Source organism: Actinomadura sp. 7K534, assembly GCF_004348575.1.
Taxonomy (GTDB): domain Bacteria; phylum Actinomycetota; class Actinomycetes; order Streptosporangiales; family Streptosporangiaceae; genus Spirillospora; species Spirillospora livida.
This window is the reverse complement of the sequence record NZ_SMKB01000016.1, coordinates 38407-57199: the sequence shown is the minus strand read 5'-3', so window position 1 is coordinate 57199 and position 18793 is coordinate 38407. Positions and strand designations below refer to the sequence as shown.

Below are 18793 nucleotides of genomic sequence, written 5' to 3'. Positions count from 1 at the left end.
CGGGTGCGGAGGGCGGTCAGGACGGCGGAGTGGTCGTGGGCCGATGCCTCCGCCCAGCCCTCGACGGTGCCGAAGAAGCCGAGCGGCACGTAGTGGACGGTCAGGCTGAGCAGGGACGTCATGCGGGACGAGCCCGACGACCGGTTGATCGTCCGGTGGAACTCGTGGTTGAGGCGGTCGACCTGCTCGGCGTCGTGCGCGCGCGCCGCGTCCTCCAGGCGGGCCTGGAGGACGCCGAGGCGTTCGATCTCGGCGTCGTCCAGCGCCTCCGCGGCGCGGGCCGCCAGTTCCCCGGCGATGTAGGCCTGCACGTCGAAGAGGTCCGCGACGTCCCGCGCGGTGAGCGGCAGCACCCGGAAGCCGCGGCGCGGCTCCCAGCGGACGGCGCCCTCGCTGTGCAGGATCATCAGCGCCTCGCGGACCGGGGTCGCGCTGATGCCGAGCTCGGCGGCCAGGTGCTCGGTCCGGATGTAGTCCGGGGCGCGCAGCTCACCGATCATGATGGCCTCGCGGACGTGGGTGGCGACCATCTCGCTGAGCTGGTGCCTGCCCTCCAGCACGGGCATGGTCTCCCCCGCTCTGTCTGCCGGAACGACGTGAGCATATCGTCGGAAGGACCCGCGCCGCCCGCCCCGGCACGGTGATGGCATATTCTATAGAATCCGCCTGAACCGAGGAGCCGCCGTGCGCGACCGAGACGCCCTCTACATCGACGGAGCGTGGACCAGCCCGCTGGGCACCGGGGTCATCGCCGTCGAGAACCCCGCCACCGAGGAGACCCTCGCCACCGTGCCCGAGGGGACCGCCGAGGACGTCGACCGCGCCGTCCGGGCCGCCAGGGCCGCGTTCCCCGCCTGGTCCGCGACGTCGTGGCAGGAGCGTTCGGAGTTCCTGCGCCGCCTCCACGCCGCGCTGGCGAGCCGGGAGGAGGCCATCGCGCGGACGATCGCGAGCGAGGTCGGCACGCCGATGCGCATCGCGACCCGCATCCAGGCGGGGCTGCCGCAGGCGGTCGTCGCCGGGTACGCCGAGATGATCGCCGATGGGCTGCCGGACGAGCGCGTCGGCAACTCGCTGGTCGTCCGCGAGCCGGCCGGCGTCGTCGCCGCGATCACGCCGTGGAACTACCCGCTGCACCAGATCACCTGCAAGCTCGCCCCCGCGCTCGCGGCCGGCTGCACGATCGTGATCAAGCCGAGCGAGGTCGCGCCGCTGGTCGCCTACGAGCTGATGGACGCCGTCCACGAGGCCGGGCTGCCCGCGGGCGTCGTCAACCTCGTCCCCGGATACGGCCCGGTCGTCGGCGAGGCCCTCGCCACCCACCCCGAGGTCGACCTGGTGTCGTTCACCGGTTCGGTGCGGGCGGGTTCCCGGGTCGCCGAGCTGGCCGCGGGCACGGTCAAGAAGGTGGCGCTGGAGCTGGGCGGCAAGTCGGCGAACGTCATCCTGGAGGACGCCGACGTCAAGACCGCGGTGAAGGTCGGGGTCTCCAACGCGTTCCTCAATGGCGGCCAGACCTGCACGGCCTGGACGCGGATGCTCGTCCACCAGGACCACTACGCGCAGGCCCTCGACCTGGCCAAGGGCTTCGCGGAGGGCTTCGCGCCGGGGGACCCGCTCGACGCGTCCACCAAGCTGGGCCCGCTGGTGTCCAAGGCGCAGCTCGACCGTGTGCGGGGCTTCATCGACACCGGCGTCTCCGAGGGGGCGCGCGTCGTCACCGGCGGAACGGCCGCGCCGGACGGTTTCGACCGCGGCCACTACATCGCGGCGACCGTGCTCGCCGATGTCGACCAGAACGCGACCGTCGCGCAGGAGGAGATTTTCGGTCCGGTGCTGTCCGTCATCCCGTTCCGGGACGAGGACGAGGCGCTCCGGATCGCGAACAACTCCCGCTACGGGCTCGCGGGGGGTGTGTGGGCGGCCGACCAGGACCGGGCCATCGCGTTCGCCCGCCAGGTGAGGACCGGGTCCATCGACGTCAACGGCGGCGCGTTCAACCCGATGGCGCCGTTCGGCGGCTACAAGCAGTCCGGGATCGGGCGCGAGATGGGCCGCTTCGGCCTCGAAGAGTTCACCGAGCTCAAGGCAATCCAGCTCTGACCCCCCAGCCGAGGAGAACCGCATGGTCAAGGCCGTCGTCGCGACAGGGCCGGACGTCCCGCCGCAGGTCCGCGACATCGAACTGCCCCGGGTCGGCCCCGGGGACGTCAGGGTCCGGGTGGCGGCGGCGGGGGTGTGCCACTCCGACCTGTCGATGATCAACGGGACGCTGGCGCCGAAGTTCCCGCTCGTCCTCGGGCACGAGGCCGCGGGCGAGGTCGCCGAGGTGGGCGCGGACGTGACGAAGGTGCGGCCCGGCGACCACGTCGTGCTGAACTGGGCCGCGGCGTGCGGCGAGTGCTGGTTCTGCGGGCAGGGCGAGCCGTGGCTGTGCAGCGCCGTGGAAGGTGCCGTGAGCCCCTCGTCCGGTGCCACGCTGGACGGCGGCGAGCTCTACGCGTGCATGGGCGTCGGCGGTTTCGCCGAGGAGCTCGTCGCGCCGGAACGCTCGGTGGTGCCGCTGCCCGCGTCCGCTCCGCTCGACCTCGGGGCGCTGCTCGGGTGCGCCGTGCTGACGGGGATCGGCGCCGTGCGCAACACGGCGCAGGTCCGCGAGGGGCAGTCGGTGCTCGTCATCGGTCTCGGCGGCATCGGCCTGTCGACCGTCATGGGAGCCCGCCTCGCCGGCGCCGGGACCATCATCGCCGTGGACCGCGGCACCGAGAAGGAAGAACTGGCGAGGACGGCGGGCGCGACGCACTACCTCGAAGCGGACCCCAAGCTTGCCAAGCAGGTCCGTGCCCTGACCGAGGGACGCGGAGCCGACCACGCCTTCGAGTGCGTGGGCAAGGCCGAGCTGATCCGGACGGCGTGGCAGTCGGTGCGCCGCGGCGGGCGGTGCACGGTCGTGGGTGTCGGGGCCCGCGACGACGCGGCGAGCTTCAGCGCCCTGGAGCTGTTCCACTTCAACCGGACCCTGACCAGCTCGGTCTACGGCTCCTCCGACCCGGACCGGGACGTCCCGCAGCTCGTCGAGGAGATGGAGGCCGGGCGGCTCGACCTGTCCACCCTGGTCACCCACCGCATCGGCCTCGACGGCGTCGCCGAGGCGTTCGACCGGATGCGGGCCGGGCGGGGAGCGCGGTCCCTCATCGAGATCGCACAATGAGCGAAGCGGCCCGGGGGGCGCGGGGGGTCGTCCCCCCGCGGGAAGCACTGAGCGAGGAGGCCCCGGGGGCGCTTCCGCTCGCCGGGATGCGGGTGGTGGAGCTGTCCAGCTTCGTCGCCGTGCCGCTGGGCGGGATGACCCTCGCCCAGCTCGGCGCGGACGTGATCCGCGTGGACCAGATCGGCGGCGGCCCCGACATCGACCGCCGTCCGCTCGCCCCGTCCGGCCGGAGCCTGTACTGGGCCGGGCTCAACAAGGGCAAGCGGTCCGTCACGGTCGACCTGCGCTCTCCCGAGGGCCGCGACCTCGTCGCGGATCTCGTCGCCGGGAGCGGCGTCGTCATCACCAACGCGCCGCCACGCGACGGCCTCACCTACGAGGCCCTGCGGGAGAGGCGTCCCGACCTGATCCACGTCCAGCTCCAAGGCCGCCGGGACGGAGGCAACGCGGTCGACTACACGGTGAACGCGGCCCTCGGCTTCCCTTACATCACGGGCCCGTCCGACCAGGTCGCCCCGGTCAACCACGCGCTTCCGGCCTGGGACATCGCGTGCGGCCTCTACCTGGCCGTCGGGCTGCTGGCGGCCGAGCGGCACCGCCTGCGCACGGGGGAGGGGCGGCGCATCCGCGTCGCGCTGCAGGACGTCGCCCTCGCCACGGCGGGGAACCTCGGCTACCTCGCCGAGGCGCAGCTCGGCGGGGTGCGCCCGCGGCTCGGCAACAGCCTGTACGGCGACTTCGGCCGCGACTTCGCCACCGCCGACGGCCGCGTCATGGTGGTCGCCCTCACCGCCCGCCACTGGCGCGACCTCGTGGACGCCACCGGGTTCGGCGAGGTGACCGCCGCACTGGAGCGCGCGCTCGGCGCCGACTTCCGCGGGGCCGGGGACCGGTACGCCTACCGCGAGACGCTCGCCGGCGTCCTCGCCCCCTGGTTCGCGTCCCGCACCTGCGCGGAGGTCGAGGACGCCCTGAAGGGCACGTCGGTCCTGTGGTCCCGCTACCGCGACTTCACGGAAGTGACCGCCGGCCTGGACGCCGAACCCCTCATGGCCGAACTGGAGCAGCCCGGCATCGGCGCGCACCTCGCCCCCGGCTCTCCGCTGCGCCTCGGCGAGACGTCCGTGCCGCCCGCCCCGGCCCCGGACCTCGGCCAGCACACCGGCGAGGTACTGCAGGACGTCCTGTCCCTCTCACCGGAGGAGGCGGACGCCCTCCGCGCCCGCCGCATCGCCGGAGAGGCCTGACCGGACTCCGCCAAGTTCGGCCCGTTCGCCGGTTGTTCGCCGTCCTATGAGATCGTTAGACAGGCGAACTAAGAGGAGGGGCACGGTGGCGGCGCGCGAGGGGCGGGGGCTGGTGCCCCTGCTGGCCTTCCTCGGCGTGATGGCGTACTCGCTGTCCATGGCCGTCGTGACGCCCGCCCTCCCGCAGATCCAGGAGGGACTGGACACGACGCCCACGGGCGCCGCGTGGGCGCTCACCGCGATGACCCTGTCCGCGGCCGTGGCCACGCCGGTGATCGGCCGCCTGGGGGACCTGTACGGCCCGCGCCGCGTCCTGCTCGCCGTCCTCGCGGTCGCCACGGTCGGGACGGTCGTCGCCGCCCTCGCCTGGACGGTGCCGGTCATGCTCGCCGGGCGCGCCCTGAGCGGCATCGGCAGCGGCGTCTTCCCGCTCGCCTACACGATCATCAGGGACGTCATCCCGCCCGCGCGGCGGGCCTCGGCCGTCGGGCTCATGTCGTCCATGCTGGGGCTCGGCGGGGCCGTCTCCTGGTGCATCGCCGGGCCGGTCATCGACCTGCTGGGATGGCGGTGGCTGCTCTGGGTCCCGGTGGCCGGCCTGGTGCCCGGACTGGTCCTCGCGTGGTGGATCGTTCCACAACCGAAGCGCCGGACGGGCGCCCGCGTCGACTGGTGGGGCGCCGTGCTGTTCGCGGCCTGGCTGGTGGCCGCGCTGACGGCCGTCGGCGAGGGCACGAACTGGGGCTGGACGTCCCCGGGCGTCCTCGGGCTGTTCGCCCTGTCGCTGGTGACCGCCTGCGCCTGGCTGTGGGTGGAGGGCCGCGTCCGCGAACCGCTGATCGACCTGAGGCTGATGCGGATACGCGGCGTCTGGACGGCGAACGCCGCGTCCCTGCTGGCGGGCTACTCGCTGATGGCGGGCGGGCTCCTGTTCCCCCTGCTCGTCCAGCTCCCGGAGGACACCGGCCACGGCTTCGGCGGGACGGCGACCCAGGCGGCGCTGCTGCAGCTGCCCGCGAGCATCGGCATGACCGCCGCCGGGCTGACGGCCGGCCTGCTCGACCGCCTGGTCGGGTCCCGCATGGTCCTGTTCGCCGGCGCCCTGATGACGGGGATCGGCTACGGCTACGTGGCGGTCCAGCACGACGCAATGTGGCAGCTCTACGCCGGCAGCGTGGCCCGCGGCATCGGCCTGGGCTTCGCCTACGCCGCCGTCGCGAACCTCGTCGTCGCCGCCGTCCCCGCGAGCGAGACGGGCGTGGCCACCGGCGTCAACACCCTCATCCGGACGGTCGGCGCCTCGCTCGGGCCGCAGATCAGCGCGGTCATCCTCGTGATGGTCCCCGGCGAGGGCGGCTACACCGCGGGCTTCGCGATGAGCGCCGCCGTCATGGTGGTGGTGATCCCCCTGGCCCTGCTCATCCCGCGCCGCGGACGCCACCGAGGGGGAGCCGTGCGGGCCCTCGAACCCGTGCGCATGCCGGGGGCGTCCCCGGCGGCGGGCAGGCGACGCTGACGGCCCCGAGACGCGAAACGGGGCCCGGCGCGGTGCCGGGCCCCGTCCGCGATGGAGAACGGGCGTATCAGAACGACTCGACGGCGCGGCGCGCCTCCGGGTCGAGGACGCCCCAGCCGATGAGCTCTTCGGTCAGCTCCGTCGGTGACTTGTCATAGATGACCGCGAGTGAACGCAGGTCTTCCTGGCGGATGGACAGGACCTTTCCGTTGTAGTCGCCCCGCTGGCTCTGGATCGTCGCGGCGTATCGGGCGAGAGGACCGGCCTTGTCCTTCGGAAGCTGCTGCAACCGCTCTAGATCGATCACGAGCTTGGGTGTAGGCCCGAGCGGGCTCGGCGCGGCTCCGCCGGGCAGCAACTCGGATACCGGCACGCCGTAGAAATCGGCGAGCTCGGCCAGCTTCTGAACGGTGACGGCGCGGTCGCCCCGCTCGTACGAACCCACGACGACGGCCTTCCAGCGGCCGCGTGACTTCTCCTCCACACCGTGCAGGGACAGGCCCTGCTGGGTGCGGATGGCGCGCAGGCGCGCGCCGAGAGCCTTAGCGTATTCAGACGGCATTGTGCGGCCCCCAGGCTCACTTTCGTCGTCGTCGGACCCCGGCGGTCGCCGGAGGGGGACAGATTTGGTGCGCTGTCGCGCCACAGGAGCCTGTCCCCAGGGATGGTTACGGACAGTGACGGTAAAACGGAGAAGGCCCTAGGTCAAGCTGATTGGAAAAAAGCGGTCGAATCCGCCGCAGACGATGCGGACGGTCCGGATCGTCCCCAGGCCGCGCGGGCGCAGGCCCGCACGGCCGCCCGCACGGCCGGGCGACGGCCCGGCGGCGGCCCGAATGTGACCCCTCTCACCTGCGAAGACGTGGAGCGGTCCGGGTGCCGGGGCGCTCCGGGCCTGCTGCTAACGTGTGCACGACAAGACGTCCTTTAAAGCCCGTCCAGTGAGGCGGGAAAGGAGGTTCCGGTGGTGAATGCTGCCTCCAGGCCGGAACGGCCTGCCGGGGCGCGCGTGGCGGACGGTGACCCTCGGCAGAAGGCCGTGCTGGAGGGACCGGACATCAGACGCGCGCTGACCCGGATCGCACACGAGATCCTCGAGCGCACCAAGGGCGGCCACGACGTCCTGCTGCTCGGCATCCAGACCCGCGGCGTGACGCTGGCCGAGCGGCTGGCGGGCGCGCTGCGCGAGGTCGAGGGGCGCCCGGTGCCCTGGGGCTCGCTCGACGTGACGATGTACCGCGACGACCTGCGGATGCGGCCCGCCCGCGCCCTCGGCCGCACCGAGCTGCCCGCCGAGGGGATCGACGACCGGGTCGTCGTCCTGGTGGACGACGTGCTGTTCTCCGGCCGGACGGTGCGCGCCGCGCTGGACGCCCTCAACGACCTCGGGCGGCCCCGCGCGGTCCAGCTGGCCGTGCTGGTCGACCGCGGGCACCGGGAGCTGCCGATCCGCGCCGACTACGTCGGCAAGAACCTGCCCACCTCGATGCGCGAGACCGTGAAGGTCCTGCTGGACGAGAACGACGGGCACGACGCGGTCCTGCTCGGGCCCGTCCCGCCCGGCCCGACGGGGGGCGCCGAATGAACCGCCATCTGATCTCCGCCGCCGACCTGAGCCGCGACGACGCGCTGCTCGTCCTCGACACCGCCGAGGAGCTCGCCCAGATCGCCGGACGCTCGATCAAGAAGCTCCCGACGCTGCGCGGCCGGACGGTCGTCAACCTCTTCTTCGAGGACTCCACCCGCACCCGCATCTCGTTCGAGGCGGCCGCCAAGCGGCTGTCGGCGGACGTCATCAACTTCTCCGCGAAGGGGTCGAGCGTCTCCAAGGGCGAGAGTCTGAAGGACACCGCCCTGACGCTGGAGGCGATGGGCGCGGACGGCGTCGTCATCCGGCACGGCGCCTCGGGCGCGCCGCACCGGCTGGCGGGCTGGGTGCAGGGCAGCGTGATCAACGCCGGCGACGGCACCCACGAGCACCCGACGCAGGCCCTGCTGGACGCGTTCACGATGCGCCGCCGCCTCGGCGAGTTGGACGGCCGCAGGGTCACGATCGTCGGCGACGTCCTGCACAGCCGGGTGGCACGATCCAACGTCCTGCTGCTCGACACCCTCGGCGCCGACGTCACCGTGGTGGCGCCGCCGACGCTGCTGCCGGTCGCGATCGACACCTGGCCGTGCTCGGTCTCCTACGACCTGGACGCCGTCCTCGCCAAGAGCGATGTCATCATGATGCTGCGCGTCCAGCAGGAGCGGATGAACGCCGCCTACTTCCCGACCGTCCGGGAGTACAGCCGCCGCTACGGCCTGACCGCCGAGCGCATGGCCGAGCTGCCGGAGCACGCCATCGTCATGCACCCCGGGCCGATGAACCGCGGCGTCGAGATCGCCGCCGAGGTCGCCGACTCGGTCCGCTCCACCATCGTCGACCAGGTCGCCAACGGCGTCAGCGCCCGCATGGCCGTCCTCTACCTCCTGCTCGGCGGCTCCGAGCCCGCCATCGGCCAGGAGGCCACCCAGTGAGCGAGCGGAGAGAAGCCGTGAAGTACATCATCAGGGGCGCGCGGATCCTCGGCGGGGAGGCCGCCGACGTCCTGGTGCGCGAGGGCGTGATCGCGGAGGTGGGGTCCGGGCTGGACGCCGCCGGGGCGCAGGTCGTCGACGCCGAGGGGCTCGTCGCGCTGCCCGGCCTGGTGGACCTGCACACGCACCTGCGCGAGCCGGGCCGCGAGGACGCCGAGACCGTCGAGTCCGGGACGAGGGCCGCCGCGATGGGCGGGTACACCGCGGTCCACGCGATGGCCAACACCGAGCCCGTCGCCGACACCGCGGGCGTGGTGGAGCAGGTGTGGCGCCTCGGGCGCGAGGCCGGGTACTGCGACGTCCAGCCCGTGGGGGCGGTCACGCGGGGCATCGCCGGCGAGCAGCTCGCGGAGCTGGGCGCGATGGCCGACTCCGCCGCCCGGGTCCGGGTGTTCTCCGACGACGGGCACTGCGTGTCGGACGCGGTCATCATGCGCCGGGCCCTGGAGTACGTGAAGGCGTTCGGCGGCGTCGTCGCCCAGCACGCGCAGGAGCCGCGCCTCACCGAGGGCGCGCAGATGAACGAGGGCGAGATGTCCGCCGCGCTCGGGCTGCGCGGCTGGCCCGCGGTCGCCGAGGAGGCGATCATCGCGCGGGACGTGCTGCTCGCCCAGCACGTCGGGTCGCGGCTGCACGTGTGCCACGTGTCCACGGCGGGCTCGGTGGAGATCCTCCGCTGGGCCAAGAGCAAGGGCTGCCCGGTGACCGCCGAGGTCACCCCGCACCACCTGCTGCTGAACGACGCCCGCGCCGGGACCTACGACCCGATCTTCAAGGTGAACCCGCCGCTGCGCACCGCCGACGACGTCACCGCCCTGCGGCACGCCCTCGCGGACGGGACGATCGACTGCGTCGCCACGGACCACGCCCCGCACCCCGTCGAGGCCAAGGAGACCGAGTGGGCGGTGGCGGCGATGGGCATGATCGGCTTGGAGACGGCGCTGCCGGTCGTCCAGGAGGCCATGGTCGAGACCGGGCTGCTCGACTGGGCCGGCGTCGCCGACCGCATGTCCGCGGCGCCCGCCCGCATCGGCCGCCTGTCCGGCCAGGGCCGCCCGCTGGAGACGGGGTCGCCCGCCAACATCACGCTGTACGACCCGTCGCCCCGCGGCACCGTCGACCCGACGGCGATGACGTCCAAGAGCCGCAACACCCCGTTCGCGGGGCTGGAACTGCCGGGACGGGTCGTCGCCACGTTCCTGCGCGGAAAGCCGACCGTCCTGGAAGGGAAACTGCAATGACCCGTGCTCTGCTCGTTCTGGAAGACGGCAGGGTGTTCCACGGGGCCGCGTACGGCGCCGAGGGCGAGACCTTCGGCGAGATGGTCTTCAACACCGGGATGACCGGTTACCAGGAGACGCTCACCGACCCTTCGTACGCCCGCCAGATCGTGGCCATGACGTCCCCCCACATAGGCAACACCGGCATCAACGGCGAGGACCCCGAGTCAGGGCGGATCCAGGTCGCCGGCTACGTCGTGCGTGAGCCCGCCCGTGTGGCGTCCAACTGGCGCGCCACCGGATCGCTGGGTTCAGCCCTGCGGGAGCAGGGCGTGGTGGGCATCGCCATCCCCGGCACGCGGGCGCTGACGCGGCATCTGCGCGACAGGGGCGCGATGCGCGCCGGAGTGTTCAGCGGGACGGCGGCCGAGCCGGGCGTGGAGGCGCTGCTGGAGCGTGTGCGGCAGAGCCCCTCGATGGAGGGCGCCGACCTCGCGAGGGACGTTTCGACCGCCGAACCGTACGTCGTCCCGGCCGAGGGCCGGAAGCGCTTCACGGTCGCGGCCGTCGACCTCGGCATCAAGGCCATGACGCCGCACCGGCTGGCCCTGCGCGGCTGCGAGGTGCACATCCTCCCGGCGGCCAGCACCACCGCGGAGATCCTCGCCCTCGAACCGGACGGCGTGTTCTTCTCCAACGGTCCCGGCGACCCCGCCGCCGCCGGCTACGCCGTGGACGCGCTGAAAGGCGTCCTGGACGCCGGGACCCCGTTCTTCGGCATCTGCTTCGGCAACCAGATATTCGGCCGTGCGCTGGGGCTGGGCACGTACAAGCTGCGGTTCGGCCACCGGGGCGTCAACCAGCCCGTCCAGGACCGCGCCAGCGGCAGGGTCCACATCTCGGCCCACAACCACGGGTTCGCGGTGGACGCCCCCAAGGACGGCCCGTTCGACACCCCCTACGGCCCCGCCGAAGTCACCCACGTCAATCTCAACGACGGCTGTGTGGAGGGGCTGAGACTCCTGGAGCGTCCGGCGTTCAGCGTGCAGTACCACCCGGAGGCGGCGGCCGGCCCGCACGACGCCTCGGGGCTCTTCGACCACTTCTGCGAGCTGATGGGAGGGTCGGAGTAATGCCGCGCAGGGACGACCTGAAGTCCGTCCTGGTCATCGGCTCCGGGCCGATCGTCATCGGCCAGGCGTGCGAGTTCGACTACTCCGGCACCCAGGCGTGCCGGGTGCTCAAGGCCGAGGGCCTGCGGGTGACGCTGGTCAACAGCAACCCGGCCACGATCATGACCGACCCCGAGTTCGCCGACGCGACCTACGTCGAGCCGATCACCCCCGAGGTCGTCGAGAAGATCATCGCGAAGGAGCGCCCGGACGCGCTGCTGCCCACGCTCGGCGGCCAGACGGCCCTGAACACCGCCATCGCGCTCTACGAGGGCGGCGTCCTCGCCAAGTACGGGGTCGAGCTGATCGGCGCCGACGTGGCGGCGATCCAGGCGGGGGAGAACCGGGAGAAGTTCAAGGACGTCGTCGCCAAGGTCGCGCGGGAGCGGGGCCTGAACGCCGAGTCCGCCCGGTCGCGCATCTGCCACTCGATGGAGGACTGCCTCGCCGCGGCGGGCGAGCTGGGGTACCCGCTCGTCGTGCGGCCCTCGTTCACGATGGGCGGCGCCGGCTCGGGGTTCGCCCACGACGAGGACGACCTGCGCCGCATCGCCGGCACCGGCCTGGACGCGTCGCCGACCACCGAGGTGCTCCTGGAGGAGTCGATCCTCGGCTGGAAGGAGTACGAGCTGGAGGTCATGCGCGACCGCCGCGACAACGTGGTGATCGTGTGCTCGATCGAGAACCTCGACCCGATGGGCGTGCACACCGGCGACTCGATCACGGTCGCGCCCGCGATGACGCTGACCGACCGCGAGTACCAGAACATGCGGGACGTCGCGATCGCCGTGATCCGCGAGGTCGGCGTCGACACCGGCGGCTGCAACATCCAGTTCGCCGTGCACCCCGGCACCGGCCGGATGATCGTCATCGAGATGAACCCGCGGGTGTCGCGGTCGTCGGCGCTGGCGTCCAAGGCCACCGGCTTCCCGATCGCCAAGATCGCGGCGAAGCTGGCGATCGGCTACACGCTGGACGAGATCCCGAACGACATCACCCGGGAGACGCCCGCGTCGTTCGAGCCCACGCTCGACTACGTCGTGGTGAAGGTGCCCCGGTTCGCGTTCGAGAAGTTCCCCGGCGCGGACGGCACCCTCACCACGCACATGAAGTCCGTGGGCGAGGCCATGGCCATCGGCCGCTGCTTCACCGAGGCCCTGCAGAAGGCCATGCGGTCGCTGGAGCAGAAGGGCTCGTCGTTCGGCTGGGCGGGCGAACCGGACGCAGCCGCGCTGGTCGAGTCGGCCCGGCGCCCCCACGACGGACGCCTCAAGGACGTCCAGCGGGCGCTCTGGGCGGGCGCGAGCATCGAGGAGCTCTACGAGGCGACCGGCATCGACCCCTGGTTCCTCGACCAGATCGCGGCCGTCAACGAGATCGCCGAGGAGATCCGCACCGCCGACGACGCGCTCACCAGGGAGAAGCTGCTGCGCGCCAAGCGGCACGGGTTCTCCGACGCGCAGATCGGCGAGCTGCGGAACCTCTCCGAGGACGTCGTCAGGGAACTGCGCCACGCCCTCGGCGTCCGCCCCGTCTACCTCACCGTGGACACCTGCGCCGCCGAGTTCGAGGCGCAGACCCCCTACCTCTACTCGGCCTACGACGAGGAGACCGAAGTACCGCCGGGCACTAAGCCCAAGGTGCTCATCCTCGGCAGCGGCCCCAACCGCATCGGCCAGGGCGTCGAGTTCGACTACTCCTGCGTCCACGCGTCGTTCACGCTGGCCGACGCGGGCTACGAGACCGTGATGGTCAACTGCAACCCCGAGACGGTCTCCACCGACTACGACACCTCCGACCGGCTCTACTTCGAGCCCCTCACCCTGGAGGACGTCCTAGAGGTCGTCTACGCCGAGCAGCAGACCGGTGAGGTCGCGGGCGTCATCGTCCAGCTCGGCGGGCAGACGCCCCTGGGGCTCGCCCAGAAGCTCAAGGACGCCGGTGTCCCCATCGTGGGCACCTCGCCCGAGAGCATCCACCTCGCGGAAGAGCGCGGCGCGTTCGGGCGCGTCCTGCACAGGGCGGGGCTGCTCGCGCCCAAGCACGGGACGGCCACGTCCTACCGGGAGGCCCTCGAAATCGCCGGCGAGATCGGCTACCCCGTTCTCGTGCGTCCCTCGTACGTCCTCGGCGGGCGCGGCATGGAGATCGTGTACGACGACGCCACGCTGGAGTCGTACATGGCCCGCGCCACCGAAGCGAGCCCGGAGCACCCCGTCCTGGTCGACCGCTTCCTGGACGAGGCCATCGAGATCGACGTGGACGCCCTGTTCGACGGCGAGGAGCTCTACCTCGGCGGCGTCATGGAGCACATCGAGGAGGCCGGCATCCACTCCGGCGACTCGGCCTGCGCGCTGCCGCCCATCACGCTCGGGCACGACGACATCCGCCGCATCCGCGAGTCGACGGAGGCGCTCGCACGCGGCATCGGGGTGCGCGGGCTCATGAACGTGCAGTACGCGCTGTCAGCGGGCGTCCTGTACGTCCTGGAGGCCAACCCGCGCGCCTCCCGCACCGTCCCCTTCGTGTCCAAGGCGACGGCCGTGCCGCTCGCCAAGGCCGCCGCCCGCGTGATGATGGGCGAGACCATCGCCGGGCTGCGCGCCGAGGGGATGCTCCCGGCGGCCGGCGACGGCGGGTCCCTGCCGCTGGACGCGCCGATCGCGGTGAAGGAGGCCGTGCTGCCGTTCGACCGGTTCCGCAACGAGCGCGGGCAGGGCGTCGACACCGTCCTCGGCCCCGAGATGCGGTCGACCGGCGAGGTCATGGGCATCGACGAGGTGTTCGGCACCGCCTTCGCCAAGTCGCAGCAGGCCGCCTACGGCTCGCTGCCGACCAAGGGCCGCGCTTTCGTCTCGGTGGCGAACCGCGACAAACGGCACATGGTGTTCCCCGTCAAGCGCCTCGCTGACCTGGGCTTTGAGATTCTTGCCACGGAGGGGACCGCCGAGGTCCTGCGCCGCAACGGCGTGCGTGCCAAGATCGTGCGCAAGCACAGCGAGGGTCCGGGACCGTCCGGCGAGCCCACGATCGTGCGGCGCGTCCTGGACGGCGAGGTCGACCTCATCGTCAACACTCCCTTCGGCAGCCCCGGCCAGTCCGGGCCGCGGCTCGACGGTTACGAGATCCGCACCGCGGCGGTGCTGCGGGGCGTACCGTGCGTGACGACCGTGCAGGGGCTCGCGGCGGCCGTGCAGGGCATCGAGGCCGTCGCGGAAGGCCAGGTCGGCGTCCGCTCCCTCCAGGAGCACGCCGAGCGGCTCGGCGGGTCCCGTGGGCGCGTCGGCGGGCCGTCCCCGGACGGTGACGGCAGTATGGCCTCCGGGTGACAGAAGCCGGGACGGGCGGGGCCGGGCGGGACGTGCCGCGCCCCGCCGGCGCACGCGACGAGGAGAGGGAGACGGGTGTCCGACACACCGGTGCAGACGTCGGGGACGGTTCTGACGGTCCGCCAGGTGCAGGACTACCACGCGCTGACGCTGGTGGCCCCGGCCATCGCCGAGCGGTTCCGGCCCGGCCAGTTCCTGGCGCTCGCCGTCGGCGGCGAGCACACGTCCCGGCTGGTCCGCCGCTGCTTCGGGGTGCACGAGGTCAAGTCCGACTACGGCGGCACCGTCGAGTTGGTGTTCGCCGACACCGAGCCCGGCACCGCCTGGCTCGCCGGGCGCCGCTCCCGCGACCAGATCGACCTCGTCGGGCCGCTCGGCCGCCCGTTCCGGCTGCCCCGCGACCCGGTGAGCTGCCTGCTCGTCGGCGGCGGGCCCGGCGCCGCCGCCGTGTTCGCCCTCGCCGACGCGCTGCTGCGCCGCGGCTGCCAGGTGCACTTCGTGCTCGGCGGGCCGTCCGCCCGGCAGGTGTTCGGCTCCCGCATGGCGCAGCGCATCGGCGACAGCTCCACCGTCGCCACCGAGGACGGGTCGATGGGGGAGACCGGCACCGTCCGCGACGTCCTGCCGCGCGTCATCGAGGAGACCGGCGCCGACGTCGTCTACGGCTGCGGCCCCACGGACCTGCTCCGCTCGGTCACCCAGGTCGCGGGCGACTTCGGCCTGCCCTCCCAGGTGTCGGTCGAGGAGTTCCTCCAGCGGACGGGCGCCTGCGGCATCGGCGTCTGCATGACCTGCATGCTGCCCGTGCACGGCGACGACGGCGTGACCCGCATGGTCCGCGCCTGCGCGGACGGGCCCGTCCTGCGCGGCGACCGCGTCCGGTGGGGCGACCTCGGAACCATCCCGTTCGACGCGCTCGGCGCGCCGCGCGTCCTGAGCGTCTCCGAAAGGGGTCCTCGATGAGCGACCGGGTCAGGACCTCACTCGGGCCCCTGGAGCTGCCCAACCCCGTCATGACGGCCTCCGGGTGCGGTGGGACGGGACGGGAGCTCGCCCAGTTCTTCGACCTCACCCGCCTGGGCGCCTTCGTCACCACGTCTGTAATGGCCCAAGCGCGCGCGGGACGTCCCACACCACGGGTCACCGAGACGCCCAGCGGCCTCCTCACCGCGATGGGCCTCCCCGGGCCCGGCATCGAGACGTTCCTGGAACGTGACCTCCCCTGGCTCATGGAGCAGGACGTCCCCACGGTCGTCTCCGTCGCCGGCAACAGCGTCGAGGAGTACGCCGACCTCGGCCGCCGCCTCCGCAACGTCCCGGGCGTCGCCGCCATCGAGGTCAACGTCGCCTGCCCGAACGCCGAGGACCGCGGCCGCGTGTTCGCCTGGCACCCGGCCGCCGCCGCGTCCGTCGTCCGGGCCGTCCGCGACCACGCCCGGCCCGGCACGCCCGTCTTCGCCAAGCTCGCCCCCGACGTCACCGACATCGTCACCATAGCGCTGGCCTGCGTCGACGCGGGCGCCGACGGCCTCACCCTCATCAACACCATGGAGGGCATGGCGATCGACCCGAAGACGCTGCGGCCCGCCCTCACCGGCGTGTCGGGCGGCCTGTCCGGGCCGGCCGTCCGCCCGATCGCGGTCCGCTGCGTCTACCAGGTGCACGCGGCGCTGCCGAGCACGCCCATCATCGGCGTCGGCGGCATCACCACCGGCCTGGACGCGCTGGAGTTCATCCTGGCCGGAGCCTCCGCCGTCGCCGTCGGCACCGCCGTCTTCCACGACCCCTCCGCCGGGCCCCGCGTCCTGCGCGAGCTGGAGGACGCCCTCGCGGCCCGCCGCATCGGGCGCCTCGCCGACGCCGTCGGACTCGCGCACAAGCCCGCCGGGTACGTCCCGCCCCAGGTGCGCCCGCAAGAGCCCGAGAAGGAGAAGCTGTGACCGCCCCCATCGCCGTCGCGCTCGACGCGCCCGACCTGGAGACGGCCGCCCGCTGGGCCACCCTGGTCACGCCGCACGTCTCCACCGTCAAGGTGGGCCTGGAGCTCTACCTGCGCTACGGGCCGGACGTCGTCGCCAGCGTCCGGGGCGCCAGCCGCGTCCAGGTCTTCCTGGACCTCAAGCTGCACGACATCCCCGCGACGGTCCGCGGCGCCGCCCGCGCCGTCGCCCGCCTCAAGCCGTCCTACCTGACCGTGCACGCCGCGGGCGGCCCCGCGATGATCCGCGCGGCCGTCGAGGCGGCCCCCGCCACGAAGATCGCCGCGGTGACCGTGCTGACGTCCCTCGGCGATGCCGACCTCACCGCCCTCGGCCTCGCGGGCCCCGCCCCGGACGCCGTCCGCCGGCTGGCCGTCCTCGCCGTCGAGGCGGGCGCCCAGGCGCTCGTCTGCTCCCCGCAGGAGGCCGCGGCCGTCCGCGCGGAGGTCGGCCCCGGCATCACGCTCATCACGCCGGGCGTCCGCCCCGAGGGCTCCGCCAACCAGGACCAGGCCCGCGTCGCCACCCCGGAGGACGCCCTGGCCGCCGGGGCGGACCTCCTGGTCATCGGCCGTCCCATCACCGCCGCGCCCGATCCCGGCGCCGCCGCGGCCGCCATAGCAGCCGCCCTCCGCAGGACGTCCGCCGGCGCACCGTGAGCGCGCGGGCCCGCGCCGGCGGCCCCGGTGCGCGGAGCCCGGCCGCCGCGCATCCGGAGGGCCTCCCCGGTGGACAAGTGACGGGTTCTGCTTTCTGAGCAGGTTTTGCTAAGGGGTTCTAGGACGTGCGGTATCGCACTTTGTGGTTTTACTCGCATGCGATTACGGAGACGGACTCCTCCGCATTGCGATACGTACCGAACGACGAACTCGTTCACGCGGGGCGACGATTCATGCCGGGGAACGTCCCCGGCGGATCGCCGGCGGTTCCGCGTCCATGTGCGATGCCCTGGCGGCGGGCGGGGAGCTGGAGCGGTGGCGGTGCCCTCCGGTGGCTGGCGCGATCTCGGCGGTCGGGGTGTTGTCGAGGATGACAGTAACCCTCCCGGCGCGACGTGCGGAACGGCGCGGCGTGACGAGTGTCACTCGGTCGGGATCATTTGTGGGGGACCTCACAGGCCCCGTCCGCGGGGCCCTGCGGAGGGTCCGCGGGGCGCCGGACGGCACCGCGGCGGGGGCGCGAACCCCGCCCGCAAACCGGTACCGAGTGCCGCATATGGGGTCAGAAAGGGGGGATTTTCACGATCAAGCGAAAGTCCCAGCAAGGCGCCGGGATGGGCGGCCGAGGGGCCCCGATTGGGTACACTCTGTATTCAGGACACTCCAAGGAGTGATTTTCATGAATTTGTGGCGGGCTAAACGGCACTTCACGTTGCCTAAAGGGCGGTGAACTCGCTAGTTTCCCAACCCGTCCGACTCCGTCGAGTGGAAACCTGAGGTGACCCGGCGTGGCTCTTCCGCCCCTAACCCCCGAACAGCGCGCCGCAGCCCTGGAGAAGGCTGCCAAGGCTCGCAAGGAGCGGGCCGAGGTTAAGAACAAGCTGAAGCACGGGGGAACCTCGCTCGCCGAGGTTCTCAAAGAGGGTCAGTCCGACGACGTCATCGGAAAGATGAAGGTCTCGGCGCTCCTCGAATCGCTGCCCGGTGTGGGCAAGGTCCGTGCGAAGCAGATCATGGAGCGCCTGGGCATCGCCGAGTCCCGCCGTGTGCGGGGCCTCGGCGCCAACCAGCGCGCATCCCTGGAGCGTGAGTTCGGCGGAAGTGCGAACCGCTGACGCGCGACTCACGGGCGGGCGCTGCGGCCAGGCCGCCGCGGCCGGCCCGGGGCGACCCGGGACCGGCACCATCCCGCCCGGCTCCGGCGCACGCGCCGAACGCCTCCCATCACCGGCCGCCCCTCGCGGGGCGCACGTCCCCGGACGGGCCGGATGAGAATGTTCGACGCAGTGCCGGAAGGCTCCGAAACGCCTGGCCCGCTCTCGCGGCGCCTGACGGTCCTCTCCGGGCCGTCGGGCGTCGGCAAGAGCACGGTCGTCGCCGAGATCCGGCGAGCGCACCCCCGGGTGTGGCTGTCGGTCTCGGTGACCACCCGGCCGCCCCGGCCGGGTGAGACCCACGGTGTGCAGTACTTCTTCGTCGACGACGCCGGTTTCGACCGGCTCGTCGACGAAGGGGAGCTCCTCGAATGGGCCGAGTTCGCGGGCAACCGCTACGGGACCCCGCGGCGGCCCGTCGAGGAGCGCCTGGACCGCGGCGAGCCGGTCCTCCTGGAGATCGACCTCCAGGGCGCCCGGCAGGTGCGCCGCACCATGCCCGAGGCGCTGCTGGTGTTCCTCGCGCCGCCCAGCTGGGAGGAGCTCGTCCGGCGGCTGACCGGCCGCGGCACCGAGCCCCCCGAGGTCGTCGAGCGCCGCCTCGCGGCCGCCCGCGTCGAGCTCGCCGCCGAGAAGGAGTTCGACGTCACGCTCGTCAACACGTCCGTCCAGGACGTGTGCGATGAGCTGCTAGCCTTGATGGCTGTTCACTAGTGCGTCCGC

The 18793-nt window shown here is 72.8% G+C and carries 16 protein-coding genes; 14 read left to right on the top strand and 2 right to left on the bottom strand.

The annotated features are described in order from the left end of the window. Positions 1-566, bottom strand: a 566-nt coding sequence (locus E1266_RS05925; protein WP_243718251.1) for a GntR family transcriptional regulator, incomplete at its 3' end; no start/stop codon positions are given. Positions 567-684: 118 nt separating this feature from the next. Between E1266_RS05925 and E1266_RS05920 the strand changes: the two genes are divergently transcribed. From E1266_RS05920 to E1266_RS05905, 4 genes are all read left to right on the top strand, one after another. Beyond that, a complete protein-coding gene (locus E1266_RS05920; RefSeq protein ID WP_207945446.1) occupies positions 685-2103 on the top strand; it encodes an aldehyde dehydrogenase family protein in 1419 nt (472 codons plus the stop codon). Positions 2104-2125: 22 nt separating this feature from the next. Further along, positions 2126-3211 carry a Zn-dependent alcohol dehydrogenase gene (locus E1266_RS05915; protein ID WP_132044521.1) on the top strand — a complete coding sequence of 362 codons (1086 nt, stop codon included), beginning with the start codon at positions 2126-2128 and terminating at the stop codon, positions 3209-3211. Further along, positions 3208-4458 (top strand): CoA transferase, encoded by a 1251-nt coding sequence (locus E1266_RS05910; protein WP_132044519.1) that lies wholly within the window; start codon positions 3208-3210, stop codon positions 4456-4458. Before E1266_RS05915 ends, E1266_RS05910 begins: the two co-directional genes overlap by 4 nt. Before the next feature lie 85 nt (positions 4459-4543). After that, positions 4544-5974, top strand: a complete 1431-nt coding sequence (locus tag E1266_RS05905) for an MFS transporter (protein ID WP_243718250.1) — start codon at positions 4544-4546, stop codon at positions 5972-5974. Between the two features lie 67 nt (positions 5975-6041). On the opposite strand, the gene E1266_RS05900 is transcribed toward E1266_RS05905, so the two are convergent. After that, on the bottom strand, positions 6042-6536 hold the full coding sequence (locus E1266_RS05900) for a transcriptional regulator (RefSeq protein ID WP_021597992.1): 495 nt from the start codon (positions 6534-6536) through the stop codon (positions 6042-6044). Positions 6537-6983: 447 nt separating this feature from the next. Between E1266_RS05900 and pyrR the strand changes: the two genes are divergently transcribed. The 10 genes from pyrR to gmk all read left to right on the top strand — a co-directional run bounded on the left by pyrR (position 6984) and on the right by gmk (position 18784). After that, positions 6984-7559 carry a bifunctional pyr operon transcriptional regulator/uracil phosphoribosyltransferase PyrR gene (gene pyrR / locus E1266_RS05895; protein ID WP_132044515.1) on the top strand — a complete coding sequence of 192 codons (576 nt, stop codon included), beginning with the start codon at positions 6984-6986 and terminating at the stop codon, positions 7557-7559. Next, on the top strand, positions 7556-8497 hold the full coding sequence (locus tag E1266_RS05890; protein WP_132044513.1) for an aspartate carbamoyltransferase catalytic subunit: 942 nt from the start codon (positions 7556-7558) through the stop codon (positions 8495-8497). The genes pyrR and E1266_RS05890 overlap by 4 nt, the downstream gene beginning before the upstream one ends. Further along, positions 8494-9798, top strand: coding sequence for a dihydroorotase (locus E1266_RS05885; protein WP_207945445.1), 1305 nt, complete (start codon positions 8494-8496; stop codon positions 9796-9798). Before E1266_RS05890 ends, E1266_RS05885 begins: the two co-directional genes overlap by 4 nt. Beyond that, positions 9795-10910, top strand: coding sequence for a glutamine-hydrolyzing carbamoyl-phosphate synthase small subunit (gene carA, locus E1266_RS05880; protein WP_132044511.1), 1116 nt, complete (start codon positions 9795-9797; stop codon positions 10908-10910). Before E1266_RS05885 ends, carA begins: the two co-directional genes overlap by 4 nt. Continuing rightward, positions 10910-14278: a carbamoyl-phosphate synthase large subunit gene (gene carB / locus E1266_RS05875; RefSeq protein ID WP_132044509.1), complete on the top strand. Its 3369-nt coding sequence runs from the start codon at positions 10910-10912 to the stop codon at positions 14276-14278. The genes carA and carB overlap by 1 nt, the downstream gene beginning before the upstream one ends. Before the next feature lie 75 nt (positions 14279-14353). After that, entirely contained in the window at positions 14354-15241 is an 888-nt protein-coding gene (locus E1266_RS05870) for a dihydroorotate dehydrogenase electron transfer subunit (RefSeq protein ID WP_132044507.1), read from the top strand. After that, positions 15238-16218, top strand: a complete 981-nt coding sequence (locus E1266_RS05865; protein ID WP_132044505.1) for a dihydroorotate dehydrogenase — start codon at positions 15238-15240, stop codon at positions 16216-16218. The genes E1266_RS05870 and E1266_RS05865 overlap by 4 nt, the downstream gene beginning before the upstream one ends. Beyond that, entirely contained in the window at positions 16215-16916 is a 702-nt protein-coding gene (gene pyrF, locus E1266_RS05860; protein ID WP_132044503.1) for an orotidine-5'-phosphate decarboxylase, read from the top strand. Before E1266_RS05865 ends, pyrF begins: the two co-directional genes overlap by 4 nt. Before the next feature lie 788 nt (positions 16917-17704). After that, on the top strand, positions 17705-18031 hold the full coding sequence (mihF, locus tag E1266_RS05855; protein ID WP_021597647.1) for an integration host factor, actinobacterial type: 327 nt from the start codon (positions 17705-17707) through the stop codon (positions 18029-18031). A 159-nt stretch (positions 18032-18190) separates the two neighbouring features. Continuing rightward, complete coding sequence (gene gmk / locus E1266_RS05850; protein ID WP_132044501.1) at positions 18191-18784, top strand: guanylate kinase; 594 nt, start codon at positions 18191-18193, stop codon at positions 18782-18784. The last annotated feature ends 9 nt before the right edge of the window (positions 18785-18793 follow it).